This is a genomic window from Microcoleus sp. AT3-A2, assembly GCF_036705685.1.
GTDB lineage: Bacteria > Cyanobacteriota > Cyanobacteriia > Cyanobacteriales > Microcoleaceae > Microcoleus.
In genome coordinates this window covers 117,253-132,346 of record NZ_JAUBVF010000001.1, presented here as the reverse complement: position 1 = coordinate 132,346, position 15,094 = coordinate 117,253, and the positions used below count along the sequence as shown (strand labels likewise).

17 protein-coding genes are annotated in these 15,094 nt (G+C 45.9%); 10 read left to right on the top strand and 7 right to left on the bottom strand.

The genetic code is table 11. The features are described 5' to 3' along the window. The first annotated feature begins 20 nt into the window (after window positions 1-20). From sir to QUB37_RS00555, 4 genes are all read left to right on the top strand, one after another. Window positions 21-2,009 (top strand): sulfite reductase, ferredoxin dependent, encoded by a 1,989-nt coding sequence (gene sir / locus QUB37_RS00570; RefSeq protein ID WP_333158080.1) that lies wholly within the window; start codon window positions 21-23, stop codon window positions 2,007-2,009. 262 nt (window positions 2,010-2,271) lie between these two features. Then, window positions 2,272-3,084 carry a 16S rRNA (uracil(1498)-N(3))-methyltransferase gene (locus QUB37_RS00565; RefSeq protein WP_333158078.1) on the top strand — a complete coding sequence of 271 codons (813 nt, stop codon included), beginning with the start codon at window positions 2,272-2,274 and terminating at the stop codon, window positions 3,082-3,084. Between the two features lie 46 nt (window positions 3,085-3,130). Continuing rightward, window positions 3,131-3,565: a lysozyme inhibitor LprI family protein gene (locus QUB37_RS00560; protein WP_333158076.1), complete on the top strand. Its 435-nt coding sequence runs from the start codon at window positions 3,131-3,133 to the stop codon at window positions 3,563-3,565. 59 nt (window positions 3,566-3,624) lie between these two features. Continuing rightward, on the top strand, window positions 3,625-4,089 hold the full coding sequence (locus tag QUB37_RS00555) for a hypothetical protein (RefSeq protein ID WP_333158074.1): 465 nt from the start codon (window positions 3,625-3,627) through the stop codon (window positions 4,087-4,089). A gap of 339 nt (window positions 4,090-4,428) precedes the next feature. Here the strand turns inward: QUB37_RS00555 and QUB37_RS00550 are convergent, their stop codons facing one another. Continuing rightward, window positions 4,429-4,557 (bottom strand): hypothetical protein, encoded by a 129-nt coding sequence (locus QUB37_RS00550; RefSeq protein WP_333158072.1) that lies wholly within the window; start codon window positions 4,555-4,557, stop codon window positions 4,429-4,431. A 13-nt stretch (window positions 4,558-4,570) separates the two neighbouring features. Between QUB37_RS00550 and QUB37_RS00545 the strand changes: the two genes are divergently transcribed. After that, window positions 4,571-5,728: a tetratricopeptide repeat protein gene (locus tag QUB37_RS00545; protein WP_333158069.1), complete on the top strand. Its 1,158-nt coding sequence runs from the start codon at window positions 4,571-4,573 to the stop codon at window positions 5,726-5,728. Between the two features lie 104 nt (window positions 5,729-5,832). Here QUB37_RS00545 and QUB37_RS00540 read toward each other — a convergent pair whose 3' ends face one another. Then, complete coding sequence (locus tag QUB37_RS00540) at window positions 5,833-6,312, bottom strand: hypothetical protein (protein WP_333158067.1); 480 nt, start codon at window positions 6,310-6,312, stop codon at window positions 5,833-5,835. 317 nt (window positions 6,313-6,629) lie between these two features. On the opposite strand from QUB37_RS00540, the gene QUB37_RS00535 reads away from it, so the two are divergent. From QUB37_RS00535 to QUB37_RS00520, 4 genes are all read left to right on the top strand, one after another. Then, window positions 6,630-7,247, top strand: a complete 618-nt coding sequence (locus QUB37_RS00535; RefSeq protein ID WP_333158065.1) for a triacylglycerol lipase — start codon at window positions 6,630-6,632, stop codon at window positions 7,245-7,247. 2 nt (window positions 7,248-7,249) lie between these two features. Further along, entirely contained in the window at window positions 7,250-7,861 is a 612-nt protein-coding gene (locus QUB37_RS00530; RefSeq protein WP_333158063.1) for an alpha/beta fold hydrolase, read from the top strand. A gap of 144 nt (window positions 7,862-8,005) precedes the next feature. Continuing rightward, the gene (locus QUB37_RS00525; protein ID WP_333158061.1) at window positions 8,006-8,278 is read left to right on the top strand and encodes a hypothetical protein; all 273 of its coding nucleotides are present in this window, start codon (window positions 8,006-8,008) and stop codon (window positions 8,276-8,278) included. A gap of 2 nt (window positions 8,279-8,280) precedes the next feature. Continuing rightward, the gene (locus QUB37_RS00520; protein WP_333158059.1) at window positions 8,281-8,682 is read left to right on the top strand and encodes an HNH endonuclease; all 402 of its coding nucleotides are present in this window, start codon (window positions 8,281-8,283) and stop codon (window positions 8,680-8,682) included. A 254-nt stretch (window positions 8,683-8,936) separates the two neighbouring features. Here QUB37_RS00520 and QUB37_RS00515 read toward each other — a convergent pair whose 3' ends face one another. After that, window positions 8,937-9,368 carry a VOC family protein gene (locus QUB37_RS00515; protein ID WP_333058980.1) on the bottom strand — a complete coding sequence of 144 codons (432 nt, stop codon included), beginning with the start codon at window positions 9,366-9,368 and terminating at the stop codon, window positions 8,937-8,939. A gap of 11 nt (window positions 9,369-9,379) precedes the next feature. On the opposite strand from QUB37_RS00515, the gene QUB37_RS00510 reads away from it, so the two are divergent. Then, window positions 9,380-10,192 carry a TIGR00297 family protein gene (locus tag QUB37_RS00510; protein WP_333158057.1) on the top strand — a complete coding sequence of 271 codons (813 nt, stop codon included), beginning with the start codon at window positions 9,380-9,382 and terminating at the stop codon, window positions 10,190-10,192. 175 nt (window positions 10,193-10,367) lie between these two features. Here QUB37_RS00510 and hetR read toward each other — a convergent pair whose 3' ends face one another. From hetR to QUB37_RS00490, 4 genes are all read right to left on the bottom strand, one after another. Then, the gene (gene hetR / locus QUB37_RS00505; protein ID WP_333158474.1) at window positions 10,368-11,273 is read right to left on the bottom strand and encodes a heterocyst differentiation master regulator HetR; all 906 of its coding nucleotides are present in this window, start codon (window positions 11,271-11,273) and stop codon (window positions 10,368-10,370) included. An 854-nt stretch (window positions 11,274-12,127) separates the two neighbouring features. Then, complete coding sequence (locus QUB37_RS00500) at window positions 12,128-12,355, bottom strand: hypothetical protein (RefSeq protein ID WP_333158055.1); 228 nt, start codon at window positions 12,353-12,355, stop codon at window positions 12,128-12,130. Window positions 12,356-12,959: 604 nt separating this feature from the next. Then, window positions 12,960-13,187: a heterocyst-inhibiting protein PatX gene (patX, locus tag QUB37_RS00495; RefSeq protein ID WP_333158053.1), complete on the bottom strand. Its 228-nt coding sequence runs from the start codon at window positions 13,185-13,187 to the stop codon at window positions 12,960-12,962. A 98-nt stretch (window positions 13,188-13,285) separates the two neighbouring features. Then, entirely contained in the window at window positions 13,286-15,088 is a 1,803-nt protein-coding gene (locus tag QUB37_RS00490; protein ID WP_333158051.1) for an FAD-dependent oxidoreductase, read from the bottom strand. Window positions 15,089-15,094: the final 6 nt, after the last annotated feature.

The window sequence follows — 15,094 nt, the reverse complement described above, 5'->3', positions numbered from 1 at the left end:
AACTGGCACTATACATTCCCATGATCACATCTTCCACTTCAACCCCTGTTGCGCGCAAGCCCTCTAAATCAGAAGGTCTGAAAGAACGCAGCAACTATTTACGAGAACCCGTTGCGACTGAACTGTTACAAGAAACTACCCACTTCACCGAAGAGGGGCTTCAGATTCTCAAATTTCACGGCTCGTACCAGCAAGACAATCGCGACAATCGAGTTAAAGGACAAGAAAAAGATTATCAGTTCATGCTCCGCACCCGCAATCCCGGCGGGTTTACTCCGCCGCAATTATACCTAGCTTTAGACAAGCTATCTGAAGAATACGGCAACCACACGCTCCGCGTCACAACGCGCCAAGGTTTCCAACTTCACGGCGTGTTGAAAAAAAATCTTAAAGCAGTGTTTTCCTCAATTATTAAAAATATGGGGTCAACCTTGGGAGCTTGCGGCGACTTGAACCGCAACGTCATGGCGCCTCCAGCACCGTACAAAAATCGCCCAGAATACAAGTATGCGCTGCAATACGCCAACAATGTCGCCGATTTGCTGACACCGCAAACCGGTGCTTATTACGAAATTTGGTTGGACGGCGAAAAAGCTGTTTCGGCCGAGGAAGACCCCGCAGTGAAGGCCGCGAGACAGAAAAACGGCAACGGCACAATCTTTAGCGACAAAGAAGAACCGATTTACGGCAGCCATTATATGCCGCGCAAGTTCAAGTGTTCCGTTACGGTGCCGGGAGACAATTCAATTGACTTGTACTCTCAGGATTTGAGCTTGGTGGTAATTACCAATGAAGCTGGCGAGTTGCAAGGTTTTGACGTGTTTGCTGGCGGCGGTTTGGGCCGCACTCACAATAAAGAAGAGACTTTTGCGCGGGTTGCGGATGAGATTTGCTATGTTGCCAAGGATGATGTTTACGATTTGGTCAAGGCAATTGTAGCAACCCAAAGAGATTTTGGCGATCGCACAGACAGACGGCACGCGCGGCTGAAGTACCTGATCAACGACAAAGGTGTACAGTGGTTCCGCGAAAAAGTAGCCGAATATTTTGGCAAGCCCCTAGAAGCCTTTAAACCGCTGCCTGAGTGGAAGTATTTGGATTTCTTGGGCTGGAATGAACAAGGAGACGGCAAGCTATTTGTCGGCATTTCCGTGGACAATGGCCGGATCAAGGATGAAGGTTCATTTCAGCTAAAAACTGCTTTGCGGGAAATTGTGCAGAAGTACAACTTGCCGATACTGGCGACGCCGCACCAAAACGTGCTGATTTACGATATTTCGCCGGATATCAAAGAGGAAATTCAGGGAATACTCGATCGATGTGGCATTCAGCGGGAAACTGCGATCGACCCCTTAGTTCGCTATGGGATGGCTTGTCCAGCAATGCCAACTTGCGGGCTGGCGATTACCGAATCTGAGCGCGTGATGCCGAGCATTTTAGAGCGGATTCGCGCACTTTTAACCAAAGTGGGCTTGGCAGACGAGCATTTAGTGGTGCGGATGACTGGTTGCCCAAATGGATGCGCCCGCCCTTATATGGCAGAATTGGGGTTTGTCGGGAGTTCCCCGGAATCCTACCAGATTTGGCTGGGCGGTTCTCCCGACCAAACGCGGCTGGCAAAACCAATTGAGGAAAAGCTGCACGTCAAGGATTTTGAAGCTTTTCTGGAGCCGATTTTTGTTTATTTCAAGCAAAAACGGCAACTGAGCGAGAGTTTTGGCAATTTTTGCGATCGCGTCGGGTTAGAATCTATCCGTCAATTTGTAACCAACTACCAATCTGCTGACTCGATGACAACTGAGATTAATGAATTAGATGTTACGTCTAGTAACGACGATGCAAATGAGACTGCCACTGCTGGCGGTGGCAAAGTCCGCCGTCGAATTAGCGTCCGCGATGAAATTTACAACGAGCTCAAGGAAGAAGCAGCCCGTCAGGGCAAGCCAATCACGCAGCTAGCTACAGAAGCCATTTCCACTTATTTAAAGAAGATTAAGGAGGAAGCATAAGCCAATTTTCGATTTTCGCTTTGTGATTTTCGATTGTATTCAATAGACTTCTGGCAACACTAATATAAAGGCAGAGCATTTGCAGAAAAAAACTTGAATTTGTAAAATAATTCTCGTTGTAGATGCTTTGCCTTTATTGTTTTTTGAACTGTTGAAACCCCGCCTGCCTATCTCGCCTAATTCTCTCTTCCTCTGCGTTCTCTGCGTTCTCTGCGGTTAAATAAAAAAAATTCTAATAAGAAAACGAACAATCCAAAATTTAATGCCTCAATTACAAAGATTAGCAATTACTGCCGCTCAAATTTGCGATCGCCAAATCGACTTAACTAGGGAACAACAGCATTATTTAAATCGAGTGCTACGTTTGCAAGCGGGCGATCGATTTATTGCAATGGACGGACGGGGACATTGGTGGTTAGCAGTCCTAGAAGCACGGGAAACCGGGTTATTTGCCTCGATAACAGAGGAAATTGCTGTTAACAGGGAGCTACCCGTGGAAGTGACTTTGATGGCGGCTTTGCCCAAAGGAAACGGCTTTGACGAGGTTGTTAGACAGGCGACGGAGTTGGGTGTGGCAAGTATTGTGCCCGTGACGAGCGATCGAACTTTGCTCAAACCAAGTGCTCAAAAAGTCGATCGGTGGAGAAGAATTGCTGCGGAGGCAGCGGAACAGTCGGAACGTCAATTTGTGCCGACGATTTTAGAGCCTGTTTCGTTTGATGTTGCTGCGAAAGATTGCGGTCAAAAATATCGATATATTTGTGTTGCTCGCGGGAAAAATCGGCATTTGTGGGATTGTTTGATTGGGAGTTTCGATCCCCCCCAGCCCCCCTTAATAAGGGGGGAGCAAGAATTCGATCCCCCCCAGCCCCCCTTAATAAGGGGGGAGCAAGAACAAGAGGAATTAGCGATTGTGATTGCTATTGGCCCGGAGGGTGGATGGACTGAGGGTGAGGTGAAAAGAGCGATCGAATGGGGTTTTGAAGCTGTTTCTTTGGGGAGTAGAATTTTAAGAGCGGTGACAGCACCGATTGTGGCTTTATCTTTAATTGGCTCGGTGTTTGAGAAGTGCTAATATCAACAAATAACAAAGAATTTATCAGAGAGGTGGGTTGAGGTTAATGAAAATAGAGTTGAGGAAAGGTCGATCGCTCTTTTGGTCGATTCCCTACGGGATAGCTTCGCTTCAGGCGCTTTTGGCAATTTTCGGTACAACATCAGTTTCTGCACAATCTCCGAGCTTTCCCATTGCTCAACAGATTAATTGCGATCGCCCGCAAGGAGATGTGCAAGTCAGAGCTTGTATTCGGTTGAGGTACGAAGCCTCGGACAAACGACTGAACGAGGTTTACAAACAACTGATTTCCCAATTAAGTGGCGACGAGCGGGCGCTACTTTCCGAAGCACAATTAGGGTGGATTAAGTTAAGAGATAAAACCTGTGAATTTGAAGTTTATAAAAGTCGTGGCGGTACGGGTTATGGAGGTTTCCTCAATGAATGTTTGGAGCGCATGACGAAACAGCGCACTGCGGAACTAGAACAGTATTTAAAATAGAGATAGAATAGAAAGTACAGCGTACAAGACCTGACAACAATAAAGAGAAACAAGTATTTATGAAAAGCAGATCGCCCTTCACCCTCACCCTCACCCTCATCTCAGCAATTGTAACCACAACCGTACCAGCAGTTTTCGCCCAGCGACAGCCATCAGCCAACGAAATCTACATCGATAAAAATTGCCAGCGCAATCAGCAACTACCGCAACTTGAAAGATTCACTATCTTTAGCAGAAACGAGTTTACAGCTAACGGTCAAAACTACTGGTTCTACGCCGCCCGCTATCTAGACGGAGCCGTGCTTTTCTGTACCTCAAAACCCAACTTCAACCAACCTAAACCTCTAACAGCAAAACAAATACAATCCCAATTTATTGACAAAATAGTCCGAGACCCCAACAACAAAACAGCCTTTATCATCGCAGTCAGAAACGGAAATGGCCCTGGTGCAACAACCACAAATTACCGCTTAGATTTGAGCAATGTCGATCGCCCAAAAGTCACCTCTCTCTCTCCCTCCTAGAGCGCCGAGAAACCTTAAAAGAAGGCGAATCCCGCGAACACGCCTTCCAAGGACGGGCTGGTCAACCTATTACGATCGACCTCAAAAGCAGAGCATTCGACCACAACATAACACTGTTCGACACCAGCGGCAAAAATATTGCCGAAAAAACAGGTAACTCCCAGAATCGCCGAGAGTCTCAACTCACTGTAAAATTGCCTAGTAACGGCACTTATAAAATAATTGTTAAAGGAGGCGATCGCACAAGCAAAGGTACTTACACATTAAGCGTTAATTCCAATCAACTTTAACTTATATTTTTTTTACATCCAGTCAACATACATCTATACACATCCGCGTTCATCTGCGGTTAAAAATCCAAATATTAATTTTTCCCAACAGCCCAAAATCCCAAACTAACACAACAGCAAAAATTGTTAACCACTGGCGGAACCAACCAAACATCAGCCAAGATAGAAACAACGCCATTCCCGCAATCGCCATGACAGACATCAACCAAATAGCCGCCGCCCTAGAAGGTAAAGACTACAAACAAGCTGCCCAACTCATCAAACAACTACAAAAAGAATCCCCCGAAAATCCGTGGGTACAATACTATATCGCCCGCTACTACGAACTCACCAACAACCTCGAAAAAGCCCAAACAACCTACAAACAAATACTCCGCGACATCACCAACGCCAAAATCGTCTCCCAGACCCGCCAAGCTATTCAACGGATTGAAACCGCACAACAAAACCTGCGGCAACAAGCCATAGAAACCGCCAAAAATGACCCCAGCAACCTCGAACCCGGACTCCTCATCCTCGAACCCGTGAGTCCCGAAAACAAAGCCGCAGCCATTCAACATATCAGCAGAATATTTAAAATCGACGCCTACACAACGCGGATGCAAATCCAAAGCCGCGGCTGGAGACTATACAAAACAGGCCCCATTGCCGAACTCCGAATTTATGGTCAAGAACTCCTCAACGCCGGCATTCCCGTATTTTGGGCAACCCTAAGCGATATTCAAAAAATCCAAATCTTCCGAGTCCAGCACTTCCAGTCTCTCTCTTCCCCAGCCGTTGTTTGCAAAGATAAACTCGATCGACTCGGTGCGATCGAATTTAGCTGGTCAGAAGTTACCCAAAGAGTAGAAGGCTTGTTGCCGATGTTCATCGAAGTCATGGACTACTCGCCCAACCGAAGAAAAGACCAATTTCGCCACAGAGAAATCAGGCAAGATTACGCTCAAATCTGTGACTTACACATTCCCAGCAGAAACTGCATTCTGCGAATTTGCGACCAAAGTTACGAATTTCAACAAGGAGTTGACTTCACCAAAGCTTCAGCCGAGATCCCCAATTTACCGAACTCGAAAAACAAAACATCGAGAGTCAAAAACTCTCAACAAATTCCTCAAAGTACCACCCGAATTAACTGGAATCACTTACTGGAAATATTCGATCGCCAGCTTGACGTTACAGTTTGGTCAGAATTTACGCCCTTTGCCGAGACTGTGCTCGATTACACTAATATGTTGAGCAAGATCGAATCTCATATAGAAGTCGAGCGCAAATCCGAAACTCCTTGGGACTCAGCTTTTCAGCTATACAGCGGATTAGCCTTCCTCAGAAACCCAGAAAATAGGGAATAGAACAAAGAGTTAAAATTAAAAATGAGGAATCCCATTTTTAATGTGTTAACGTCAGCATTGGGAATTATCCAATGCCCAATTCCCTATTATCAATTCCCAATTTCCTACTTCGTTTTTACCTGACGGGCCATTTCCCGGAAATTGTTCATGCTGGGGCCAGGACTCCGACGACTTCCAGTTGGTGTCGGCATTAAATTATTAGGAGCAAAAGTCCGATTCGGTTCAGCTTGACTCGGCACTTTGCCGTTAGTTGCTGCCGCTGCTGCTACCTTCACAGGTTCGGGAGTATTAGCAGGAACGCTAGCGACTGGTTCGTTTTCTTTCTTCGACTTTTTCTCTACCTTAGCCTTCTTAGGAGGTTCAGACTTCTCAGACTTCTCAGACTTCTCAGACTTCTCAGACTTAGCAGGCTCAAATTTTGCTGGTGCGATCGCAACAGGCTCAGCTTTCGCAGGCGCAACTTTTGCTGGTTCCTTCGCTCCCGATTCGCCCAAATCTAGGAAATATTCAGACTTTTTCAAGCCCAATAGTCTGCCGAAAAAGCCGAAAATACCGCCGAAGAAATTTTTGATAAAACCAAACATTAGACTTACTCCTTTTGTTCTTTTAGAGAAATTTGTACAAGCTTGTCAACAAAGTTAGACTACGAGGTAAGGCAACTTTTGTCTACATTTCTTAATCAAAATTTACATTTAGCTGTATTTAAGCTACCTCATCCAAGCAAATTTTAGGTATAAATACCATCACAGCTTTGCACTTATTTACAAGTATCTCAGAATTTGTTAGCGATTCCCACTAATTGTCGATCGTACCTCGATCCGATTCGCTAGCTGTCCTAGTAGGGGTAAAACTCCCTAGGGGAGTGATTTATGCTGTAATCAGCCAGAAATTTTATTTTCAAATGAACAGTTCGCTCGATCGCAATCCCGTCATCCTCATACACGGCATCTGGGACACAAAGATTATTTTCAACACAATGTCCGCCCGCCTCACCCAACTTGGATGGTCAGTCCACAGCCTCAACCTCACCCCCAACGACGGCAGCCTCGGCCTCGACTTTCTGGCCAAGCAACTCGCAGACTACATCAGTGAAACCTTCGATCCAGAACAATCTTTAGACATAGTAGGCTACAGCATGGGCGGCATCGTCAGCCGCTACTACGTCCAGCGACTCGGAGGAATCAACCGCGTACAGCGTTTCATCACCATCTCTTCCCCCCACCACGGCACCCTCACCGCCTATTCCCTACGCCTACCAGGATACCTGGATATGCGCCCCGATAGTGGCTTGCTGCGCGATTTAAATCAAGATGTGACAATGCTCAAACGCATAAACTTTACATCAATGTGGACGCCATTTGACATAATGATTGTACCGTCGAACAGCTCCCAACTACCAGTAGGCAAAGAAGTTAAAGTCAACGTTTTGCTGCACCGCCAAATGGTGACAGAACCCCTAAGTATTAACGCATTAGTTGAAGAACTAAAAGCACCTATTGAAAATAAAATTTCCACTTAAAAATGAATAGCAATTTCAGCCACAATCCAGTCTTACTAATTCACGGAATCTTCAGAAAATCGGGAATTTTTCACAAAATGTCTGCCTACCTGACCCAACTGGGATGGTCAGTCTACACCCTCAATCTCTCGCCCCATTGGGGCAACGCCAGCATAGACGAATTAGCTCAACAAATAGCAGATTATATAGACAAAACCTTTGCGCCCGAACAGCATCTAGATATAGTAGGATTGAGCATGGGCGGTTTAGTAACTCGCTACTACCTGCAAAGGTTAGGCGGCATTAACCGAGTGCAGCGCTTTATTGCCATATCTTCTCCTCACAGCGGTACTTGGATGGCTTACACTCTCTGGGGAAAAGGCTGCGTTCAAATGCGTCCTGGCAGTGCTTTTCTAGAAGATTTAAATCGAGATGCGGTCTTGTTGGAAAAGCTCAATTTTACTTCGATTTGGACTGATTGGGATTTCATCATCGTACCCGCTTCTAGTTCCCAAATATCGGCGGCCAAAGAAGTAAAATTGTCTGTTTTCGCCCATGCCATGATGGCGAGGCATTCCAGCAGTTTAAAAGCGGTCGCTGAAGCACTGTCAGAACCATTAAAGATGGATAAATAGCTGGCTGTAGAGTAAAACGCTCTGCTTTGAAAACCCCGATTTTTTTTAAAACTAGGGGTTCGGTCTTCGGTATTTTTTAGTCTATCTAGACGGATTTAAAATTTATTGATATAATCTTAATTGAAACCCATAAAATCAACAATTATGATCGTCCTGCCCAAACTGGAAAAGCTGCGAGAGACTCTGCCTATAGAAGGAGCAGTTCGCATTGAATTAGTGGAAGGAATACCGATTTTCCGAGCCTCTACAACAGTCAAAAACCGCATAGAAGAACTGTTGGAAAAACAACAAAATTTGCAACTCAATCCCGAAGAAGACCAAGAACTGAATCTTTACGAAGAAATCGACGATTACCTCAGTTTTGTCAATCGAACTGTCCGCAATCTTTTCTTGGGCCAGATTCAGCCTACAGTATAGAAATGTCAGCTCGCCGTCAAATTCCTGAGAATATCCAAAATCAAGTTCGTCAGAGAGCCAACTGTCTGTGTGAATATTGCCATGCTTCCGAACAATGGCAGTATGTAGAGTTTACGATCGAGCACATCATTCCTCTCACTAAAAAAGGGAGTAACAATATTGACAATTTGGCACTAGCTTGCTTTCATTGCAACCGTCAAAAATCCGATAAAACTACAGCCATAGATACCCAGTCGAGTGTAGAAGTACCATTGTTCAATCCCAGACAAGATACCTGGAACGAACATTTTATTTGGTCGGCGGATGGATTATCAATAGTTGGTTTAACTACAATTGGACGAGCTACAGTTACAGCATTAGTCTTAAATCGAGAAAGAGTTATTAATAGACCTCTGGCAAAATAATTTTGTGCTATTATAGAAAGTTTAGCCAATTTTATAATCTAGCAGGCTGAGCAAGTTTAAGGAGATGCCAATCAACCCAATAATTCAAAGTTTGACCTAAACTTGAGAAAACTTTTAAGCATAACACATATTTTTTTTGCAAGAAGTCTAATATTCGTACTGCTGACAAAGCTATAGGGCGACATCCACCACCAGGTGATTTGATTCAATCCGAAAGTTGATATGCTGCAACTGGTTGTTATTTCGCGCAGCAATCAAACAGCATCGCCAACTTCAGCGTATTCGCTGCGGCCAAAAATTGCTTCAGCTTCGCAGTAATACTTGAATTCCAGTATATTGTGGAAAGGATCTTCTAAAAAGAAAGTACGGTGTTCTGTAGGCAAACCGACAAATCGCCGTCTCGGTTCTTGATAGAAATTTAACTTGTTTTGCTGGGCTTTTTCTAGCAACGCTTCCCAGTCTGCTTCGGAAGTAAAAATTAACCCAAAATGCCGGGGATAGATGCCTCGCTGAGGCGTTAAAGGTTCGCGGCTGACGTGGGCGACAATTTGATGGCCACACAAACCCATAATCGCAGAATTAGGCGATTCGCGACCTAGTTCGCAGCCGAGCCCGTCTACGTAGAACGCTTTGGTTTGGGCAATATCAGTCACGGGGAAGGCAAGATGAAATAATACTTGACTCATGGAGGTACTAAATGCAGAATTCAGAATTGTTCTTTAATTATTTATCTTGGTCTAATCCATGGTTGGTGGCGATCGCCCTAAATACAGTTTTACTCGCGATCGCCACCATTGCCCCAAAAAAATTGCTCACTCCCGCTGGCCAATTTCACGGCTGGATATTGGGCGTCCTCATCTGGGGCTGTTTGGGATGGCAAGGCTATGCTGTGGTGATGTTTTACTTTCTTGTCGGATCGGGAGTTACCCGCATCGGCAAAGCCCAAAAAGAAGCAGAAGGCATAGCCGAAAAGCGTTCAGGCGCGCGAGGCCCGGAAAATGTCTGGGGTTCTGCTTTGACTGCTACTCTTTGCGCTGTGGGAGTTTTGGCATTATCTATTTTAGGAGAGACAGGCAAGATGTCTGTGCCACAAGATGTTATTTCCCTGTTATTGCTGGGTTACGCGGCGAGTTTTTGCACCAAACTTTCCGATACCAGCGCCAGCGAAATCGGCAAAGCTTACGGAAAGCGGACTTTTTTGATTACTAGCTTGCAGCCTGTACCTAGGGGTACGGAAGGGGCCGTAAGTTTGGAAGGAACGATCGCAGGTATTGTCGGCTCAATTTTGATTGCGCTTTTGAGTTGGGCCGTCGGTTTAATAGACTTGACAGGAATTCTTTTTTGTGTTATGGCAGCTTTTATTGCCACGAACATCGAGAGCGTGATTGGGGCGACGGTGCAATCAAAGTTTGAGTGGCTGACGAACGAGGTAGTAAATTTTTTTAATACACTCATAGGAGCGATCGCTGCGATTATTTTAGCGGCGACCTGGAGAGCTTTTTTAGCTTAGTTAATCCTGGACACATTCGCGATCCAAGAAACCGGGTTTGTTACGATAATTCAAACGATTAACGCAGTATTTTTCCAGAGAAACCCGGTTTCTGCCTCGCGAGCTATTAGCTATTAATCATTAGTCATTAGTCTCAAGCAATCAACTAATGACTAATGATTAATAGTTAATCAAACTAAGCGTCGTCTTGCGGCCCAAAAACCATTTGTAAAATCATCGTCGGTTCGCCCCGCCTGTGATAGCGATCGGCCCAATTGCGAATAATTTCATCTAATTCTTCAAGGGCTTGGTCGAGCCGTTCCGGCGGAATATCCAAAGTCTCCATAATTCGCATCACATTCGGTTGTTTTTCCGCCCAATCCTTCATCAGCCGGAAATATCTAGCCGTATCCTCCACCATAGTAAATGTTCGCTCTTCCTGCTCTGCCGGAGAGTAAGTAGCGCGGGTGAGGGCATAAAACGGCATTCCCCAAGGAGAATCAATGCGAGTCACTGTCCCAGAATAGATCAAGCGCCGCTTAATGTGTTCTGCTAGAGCTTCGCTCAAAGGCATTCGCCTTTCTGGAGACATATCTTCTTGCGATCGCCTGTGCAGAAACTCAATCAACTCCATAAACTGAAAAGAATTGATCAGTTGAGCGTCTGGCGGATTAGGAGGAATTTTGCCTTCGAGATATTTTTTTTCATCTACAGTCAAATTGTTTCCCGGAATGCGAGGGCGTCCCGGCATCCAACCATACTGTTCCAGCCAGACATAAGGAAACTGAATCAAATATCTAGGTTCTTGCGAACCCAACATTTTCAGCAATTTTCCCTGAGTCAGAGCTTCCCGGACTTCTTCAACAATCACCTTCACCCGTTTAGGCTCAATGTGATGCAAGTGTCCGGTCATCCGCAGGTTGTTATCCTGCTCCATATAAGTCATATAAATGGCACACTTAGCCGCCGTTGCGGCCGCGTCTAGAAACGCCCCGTGCCTGTGCCCACTGGTTCTCATGGCGCTAAACGCCAGATATAGCATGATCTGATCCATTGCACTAGGGCTGAGGCTTTTGACCAGATCCAAAGAGTCATTTTTCATCACTATCCCCGAAATAGCCAAATTAGGAGGCATTTTGTCATCCTCCATTAAATTATTGCGAGAGCGCCGAATCAAGCATAGCCGACTGTCGCCGGAAAGCTTGCCAGCTACCCTAATATTCAGGTTAGTTAATTTCCCTGAGGTAACAGGGGCATGGGCTTAAAGGCTATCCACACCGCATAAGTGATTCTTATTGGTGGCCAATTTAAGTAGATTGCTGCACCCTCTGCGCTGACAGTTTACCTATATATAAGTTAGTTATCGCAAGTTAATTATAGTGCAGCGGTTGAAAATTAAACCCTACCTGTGGGGGGGAGAAGGTAAATAACTGTTGCGATGCCAGGAATTTGAGGCGACTCCGAGCCCCTAATTCTTGAATAGTCATGGATGCCCAAACCGGGTTCGATCGACTAAAGTAAGGCTGTTGCATAATTGCGGGAAGATTTTGATGGTTTTGTGGGATGGGATCTCGTAGCCGATCCGCTGTATTTTCACAGCAGGCGGGACACCCCACAAGAATCCTCCTCAAATTGTGCAACGCCCAAAATAAGGGGTGGAGCGCGAGGGATATCGGCTGAAAAACTCAGATGATCAGAGGCCTGTGGGTAATTCCTGTTTAATTGAAGCGTTTTCAATACAAAACCGCCACATACTAGAATCTATCTCTAGGTAGATGGCGGTTTAAGGTTTATATACTAACATTTTTTACACAAAAAAGAATCTCCTCAGAACTGTCCACAAAAAGTGCAGTTGTCGCTTAACCTGAAAAACTAGAATTCCAGAAAATCCGATCGAGCGATCGAATGAACGGCCCAAAGCAACTCAGTTGTGGTCATCACTTGCGTCCATTGCCATTAGAAATCTTGTAGCGGATGAGTGTAAACAGTAGGCTCAGTAAAATTTCTCCGTTCGGTGTCCCTCCGAGGACGGCGATTGGGCCTGTGTTCAGTTTGGGCTGACAACATATATTGGGCGGTGGCAGTTTCGACAATGGGGAGTGAAGATTCAAAAGCTTGAGCGGCGGTGGCACTCAAGGTAATGCCCAACAGGCTCAGTAAAGCAATTGCAGTGTAGGTTTTCATGGGTAGTATTCGTCGTGTCAGTATCTATTTAGAGATACGACATTACCCAGGCTGATCAGGATTAATTTCCCTCAAATTATCAAACTCTAGAATCAGCAATCCGAAATTAGGGATCACGAATTATAAGGAAGAAGAAGAAGGAATCAGGCTTTAGTTAAGCTATCGCGCATTTAAATTGTATTCTAAAATCCTTGTATAAAAAGCGGAAAATTATCTTTCCCTCTCCCTTTCTCACCATCTCCCCCTCCCGAAGCAACAGAGACTTTAGATGCGTAGCATCTGATCTATCAGAGCAGTCAGAAGTCGATATAAAATGGAATAAATAAAATCTCTACGTTCAACAATAAAAAATGCTAATTGCACTACCCAGGAGGTTACAATAATATACAAAACCGCCAAATACGAGCTTCAATCTCTCGATAGATGGCGGTTTAAGGTTTATATGCTATCATCACTCACATAAAAGAAGATCCTAATGACTGTAAACAAGAAATGCAGTTGCCTTGTAAACCTGAAAAACTAGCATCCCAGGAAATCAGATTGAGCGCTCGACACGGGCGGCAGAAACTAACTCAATAACGGAAATCGCTTTCGTCCAATGTCATTAAAATGCTTGTAGTTGATGAGTGTAAAGATTAGGTTCACTGAACTCTCGGCGTCCGCTGCCTCTTTCTGGAGAACGATCGCCCCTTTGTTCGCTTTGGGCGGATAAAATGTATGAAGCGGTGGCAAATTCGAGCAGTCCGACGAGGGATTCAAAGGCTCGAACGACAGTGGCGCTCAAAGTAACGCCCAAAAGACTCTGTAAAGCAATTGGTGTGTAAGTTTGCATGGGGTTAGTATCCGTGTCATTGTCTATTAACTGATACGGACTCTCCCCGATCGATCAGGATAAATTTCTGTGAATTTTTCGGATCTCTGCAAAAAACCTTACCCCTTCAATTCTAGGGCTTCCGCCAGCAGCCAAGCACCTGCCGAATTCAGCCTGCCCCATACTGTCAGAGGCTTTTCGGTTTCGCAATTCTGTAAAAATCTGTCGGTTTCCGAGTCCAAAGTCACGAGTTGCCAAGTTTGATCGGCTAAGGATGCAGGGCTTGTCAGCGTTATTGTCCAGTCTTGTTCGCCGAGGCGACGGAAAATGCCCGAAAATTGGCTGTGGGTATTTGCTGTTTGACTGCTTGGTTTCTCTACTGACTCCTGACATTCGCCGCTGGCGGGATATGCTTGGGGTCGATCGAGATAATAGCGTTGCCAATCGAGCCAGTCCGATCGATCCCGTGTCAAATTAAATAAAGGAATAACCGCCGCACTCGCCTCGGAATCTTGCAGCAAAGCTTCCTGCAAAACTCTCACCGGCAACTCCCGCGGCTGACATCCAGATTCCGCGCACAAAGCCGCCGCCATCCCCGCCGCCTGTCCAATATTCATTACCGTCGGTTGCAAGCGAGTTGCACCGTTGGCGATGTGAGAGACGGAAATATTTTTTTCGCACACTAGCAAACCGTCTACACTCGCAGGAATTAGGGCGCTGTAAGGAATGGTAAACGGAGTTCCCGTCCAGCGCCCGCCCCAGCGAATAGATTTGGGCTGCAAGGGAATGTCGCCACTGGTGTAGTGGTGATCATTGGCATAGTTGCCGATCGCAATTGTTTCACAAATTCCCTCAGAATTTATCGGCAACTTCGCGACTCTTCCACCGACAATAGGCAAAATATCTTGTTCTGTGACTGTACTTATCCCTCGCAAGCGCCGACTTTCTCGGTAGTAAGGATGTAAGGCAAAGGAAGAAAGAAGGGAAGAATTTTGTTGATTGTCGATCGTTGAAATCGGGAAAATATTCTGTGCTAAGCCGTACCGGCGGCCGAGTTGCGTTTGAATGAAACGGGCGAAACTTTGAGTGTGCCACCGACTTTCTTGCAGGAATTCTTGTCGAGATGCTTCAGATGCAATTAGTCGATCGACTCCTTCACCATAATCATTACCTCGAATCGGCCAATTAATCATCAACAATCCCCCTGGCAGCCTGCCGTAATTGAGAAATTGCTCAGGAGTGTAACCGTCCCAAGCACCAGTAAATCGATCGGGATTTTCAACTGGCGGCGCGGGAATTTCTGGCCGGGCTGCACCTTTACCAAAATCCTGCATGATTGCCACCCAAGTCGGAGCCTGCACCGAATACCGCTCTGTGAGAGCATTAGAGGCAGCCGGCGCGCTGGGTTCTCCCCACTCGGCTTGGAATTCCCAACCCCAGCGGTGCCCAACTTCCGCTAAAGCCAGCAAATCTCCCAATTCCGTTGCATCCAAAGTGATTTTGGCCGAAACCGTAAAATCTGCAAACTGAACCCCAGAAATGCGATCTCCTTCATACAGGACATCGTTAGCTTTTTGTCCCGAAATCCACTGTAAGTTCGGCAAACATTTAACCCAATCAGCGAAAATTTCAGCACCTGTGCGGGGATCGTAAGTAAAAAAACTTACCCAGCCCCAATCCAAACCTCCCGGCTGTCGCTGCTGGAGTTCCCGCAAAAACGCGCCCCACAAACCGGTTTGAAAAGCTGCTAATTCATTGCCATCGGGGGCAGAAACGCCAGCCGAAGTCAGCATTCCTCCCAGCCAGGGGAATTCGCTTACTAAAATTGTTTTGGCACCTCGGCGGGCTGCTTGCACGGCTGCTGCAGTGCCGCCGGTGCCGCCACCGACTACCAAAACATCTGCTTTCAAAACGGAAGACATAGGCAA

What these genes read in the sequence shown, in the direction of transcription:
- sir (WP_333158080.1), top strand. Translation starts at nt 21, where the DNA reads ATGATCACATCTTCCACTTCAACCCCTGTTGCGCGCAAGCCCTCTAAA.
- QUB37_RS00565 (WP_333158078.1), top strand. Translation starts at nt 2,272, where the DNA reads ATGCCTCAATTACAAAGATTAGCAATTACTGCCGCTCAAATTTGCGAT.
- QUB37_RS00560 (WP_333158076.1), top strand. Translation starts at nt 3,131, where the DNA reads ATGAAAATAGAGTTGAGGAAAGGTCGATCGCTCTTTTGGTCGATTCCC.
- QUB37_RS00555 (WP_333158074.1), top strand. Translation starts at nt 3,625, where the DNA reads ATGAAAAGCAGATCGCCCTTCACCCTCACCCTCACCCTCATCTCAGCA.
- QUB37_RS00550 (WP_333158072.1), bottom strand. Translation starts at nt 4,557, where the DNA reads ATGGCGTTGTTTCTATCTTGGCTGATGTTTGGTTGGTTCCGCCAGTGG.
- QUB37_RS00545 (WP_333158069.1), top strand. Translation starts at nt 4,571, where the DNA reads ATGACAGACATCAACCAAATAGCCGCCGCCCTAGAAGGTAAAGACTAC.
- QUB37_RS00540 (WP_333158067.1), bottom strand. Translation starts at nt 6,312, where the DNA reads ATGTTTGGTTTTATCAAAAATTTCTTCGGCGGTATTTTCGGCTTTTTC.
- QUB37_RS00535 (WP_333158065.1), top strand. Translation starts at nt 6,630, where the DNA reads ATGAACAGTTCGCTCGATCGCAATCCCGTCATCCTCATACACGGCATC.
- QUB37_RS00530 (WP_333158063.1), top strand. Translation starts at nt 7,250, where the DNA reads ATGAATAGCAATTTCAGCCACAATCCAGTCTTACTAATTCACGGAATC.
- QUB37_RS00525 (WP_333158061.1), top strand. Translation starts at nt 8,006, where the DNA reads ATGATCGTCCTGCCCAAACTGGAAAAGCTGCGAGAGACTCTGCCTATA.
- QUB37_RS00520 (WP_333158059.1), top strand. Translation starts at nt 8,281, where the DNA reads ATGTCAGCTCGCCGTCAAATTCCTGAGAATATCCAAAATCAAGTTCGT.
- QUB37_RS00515 (WP_333058980.1), bottom strand. Translation starts at nt 9,368, where the DNA reads ATGAGTCAAGTATTATTTCATCTTGCCTTCCCCGTGACTGATATTGCC.
- QUB37_RS00510 (WP_333158057.1), top strand. Translation starts at nt 9,380, where the DNA reads ATGCAGAATTCAGAATTGTTCTTTAATTATTTATCTTGGTCTAATCCA.
- hetR (WP_333158474.1), bottom strand. Translation starts at nt 11,273, where the DNA reads ATGAAAAATGACTCTTTGGATCTGGTCAAAAGCCTCAGCCCTAGTGCA.
- QUB37_RS00500 (WP_333158055.1), bottom strand. Translation starts at nt 12,355, where the DNA reads ATGAAAACCTACACTGCAATTGCTTTACTGAGCCTGTTGGGCATTACC.
- patX (WP_333158053.1), bottom strand. Translation starts at nt 13,187, where the DNA reads ATGCAAACTTACACACCAATTGCTTTACAGAGTCTTTTGGGCGTTACT.
- QUB37_RS00490 (WP_333158051.1), bottom strand. Translation starts at nt 15,088, where the DNA reads ATGTCTTCCGTTTTGAAAGCAGATGTTTTGGTAGTCGGTGGCGGCACC.